General features: G+C 69.0%; 3 protein-coding genes. 2 read left to right on the top strand and 1 reads right to left on the bottom strand.

Annotation, left to right across the window (positions count from 1 at the left end; genetic code table 11):
* A partial coding sequence (locus tag Q2100_RS29840; protein WP_407667721.1) for a PQQ-dependent sugar dehydrogenase occupies nucleotides 1–637 on the top strand: 637 nt, incomplete at its 5' end.
* Here Q2100_RS29840 and Q2100_RS29835 read toward each other — a convergent pair.
* The gene (locus Q2100_RS29835; protein ID WP_264014591.1) at nucleotides 638–925 is read right to left on the bottom strand and encodes a GlsB/YeaQ/YmgE family stress response membrane protein; all 288 of its coding nucleotides are present in this window, start codon (nucleotides 923–925) and stop codon (nucleotides 638–640) included.
* Between the two features lie 220 nt (nucleotides 926–1,145).
* Here Q2100_RS29835 and Q2100_RS29830 point away from each other — a divergent pair, with 220 nt between their 5' ends.
* On the top strand, nucleotides 1,146–2,225 hold the full coding sequence (locus Q2100_RS29830) for a phosphodiester glycosidase family protein (protein ID WP_302916926.1): 1,080 nt from the start codon (nucleotides 1,146–1,148) through the stop codon (nucleotides 2,223–2,225).
* The last annotated feature ends 73 nt before the right edge of the window (nucleotides 2,226–2,298 follow it).

Raw genomic sequence — 2,298 nt, 5'->3', positions numbered from 1 at the left:
CGGGCCCGCCGAGCCGTTCGCGACCGGCGTCCGCAACGGCACCGGCCTGGCCGTCGCGCCCGACGGCTCGCTGTGGACAGCGAACAACGGGCGCGACAACGTCGCGTTCCCCGAGCCCGGCCCGGACTACGGCAAGGTCCTTCCCGACTACGTCTCCGACCATCCGCGCGAGCAGCTCGCGAAACTCACTCCCGGCCGCGAGCTCGGGTGGCCCTACTGCAATCCGGACGGCGGGCCGGCGAATCTGCCGTTCATCCGCGACGTGCAGACCAATCCCGACGGCGCGAACATGGACTGCGCGGCGCTACCGCCGGTCGAGCAGAGCTTCGGCGCACATTCGGCGCCGCTCGGCCTCAGCTTCACCGAGGGCACGCTGCCGGACCCGTATTCGGCCGGGGCGCTGGTCGGCATCCACGGGTCGTGGAACGCAGACCCGCCGCGCGCGCCGGAGGTGTCGTTCTACCCCTGGCGCGACGGCGGGTTGGGTGACCAGCAGACCCTTGTCGGTGGTTTCCAGTCCGAGGACGGGTCACGGTGGGGCCGCCCGGTCGCCGCAGTCGCGGGACCGGACGGCGCCGTCTACATCAGTGATGACTATGCCGATGCGGTTTACCGGTTGGCTCCGCCCGGCCGTTGATCAGCGAACCGTGGTGCCTCGGGTCTTGCGCCCGGTGATGCCCAGGTAGACCGCGATGAGGATGGCCGCCACGATGATGCCGACCAGGAACGGGATGACGGCCCAGCCGCCGCTCGAGTTCTGATAGCCGAACAGGTTGTAACAGGCCCACGAGCCGATGAACGACCCCAGGATGCCGAGCACGATCGTCATGATCACGCCGATGTTCTGCTTGCCGGGCATGACCAGGCGCGCCAGTGCGCCGATGATCAGGCCTCCGATGATCGCGGAGATGATTGTCCAGAACATTTCGCACTCCTTTGTCAGCGACACCGGGTGGCGCCGTCACGGAAGCGGTGTTTCCCGGATGCCTTCCGTCTAATCGCACACCTTCGTGTGCGTTCGGCAAAGGCTTGCCGCCAAAGCGACATTCGCGTGTTAGCGCATCGTGATGTAGCTGTTACGCAAGTTGACAGTGTTGCTGCCGTGATTAGTGTTGTGTGCTGGTATCCGCGACGAGAGGCCAGTCATGACAGCCCCAGCAGCACTGATGCGGCGATGGACGGCGGGTGCCGCCGTGCTCGCACTCTGTGCCGCGCTGGCGACGCTGGGCGGGCCGATAGCCCGGGCCGCTGACGCCCGCGAAATGCTGCTCGGCGCGATCGCCAACACCAAGGGCGCCTACCTGGTGTACAACTTCGGCGGCCAGTTCGCCGCGCCGTTCCGCAGCGCCGACGGCCGGGAGTACACGCTGAACAACGGCGGGCACCTGATGACGATCAAGAACGCCGCAGGCCGCCTCACCCCCCGCCTGCTCGTCGACTCGCACTCCGGATATCAGTCACGCTGTGAGCGCGATCCCCGGGCACGCACCGGCGAGGGGCTCTGGCAGGCCTCGGAGACCTATCCGCCGCTGCAGGCATGGCAGGCGCTCGGCCGGCCGACCATCGCGATCAACGCCAACTTCTTCGACGTCCGCGGCCAGAAGGGCGGCTCCTGGCGGGACACCAACTGCAGTTCGCCACTGGGCGCCTACGTCGACAACACCCGCGGGCAGGGCCGCGCCAACGCCGCCGTCACCGGCACGGTGGCCTACGCAGGCAAGCAGGGACTGTCGGGCGGCAACGAGCACTGGTCGGCGCTGGCGACGATGATCCTCCCCGTCGGCGGCGCCCCCTACGTGGTGATGCCGAAGGGCGACAACGACTACGACGCCGCCACCCCGGAGATCACCAAGCTGGTCGACGGCGGGACCCGGTTCGTCGCGGTCGCAGGCATCGGACTGCTCGGCCCCGGCGAGACGGGCCAACTCAACGACGGCGGACCCAGCGCGGCCCGCACGGCCATCGCCTACAACCGCCAGAGCGACCAGCTGTACGTGTTCCAGGGCGGCAGCTACACGCCGGACAACATGCAGGATCTCTTCCGCGGCCTCGGCGCCGAGAGCGCCGTGCTGCTCGACGGCGGCGGGTCGTCGGCGATCGTCCTCCGCCGCGACACCGGCGGAATGTGGACCGGCGCAGGGGTTCCCCGTGGCAGCTGCGACACCTACGCCGTGCTCTGCGACTCGAAGGAACGCGCCCTGCCCAGCTGGCTCGCCTTCAACTGACGCCGCCATGTCGACTGACTCGTCTCTGTCACGCCGCGCTGCACTGCGGCTGGGCGCCGGCGCCGCCTTCGCC

Source organism: Mycolicibacterium arseniciresistens (assembly GCF_030519285.1).
GTDB lineage: Bacteria > Actinomycetota > Actinomycetes > Mycobacteriales > Mycobacteriaceae > Mycobacterium > Mycobacterium arseniciresistens.
The sequence above is the reverse complement of the archived record's forward strand: the minus strand, read 5'-3'. Positions and strand labels throughout refer to the sequence as shown.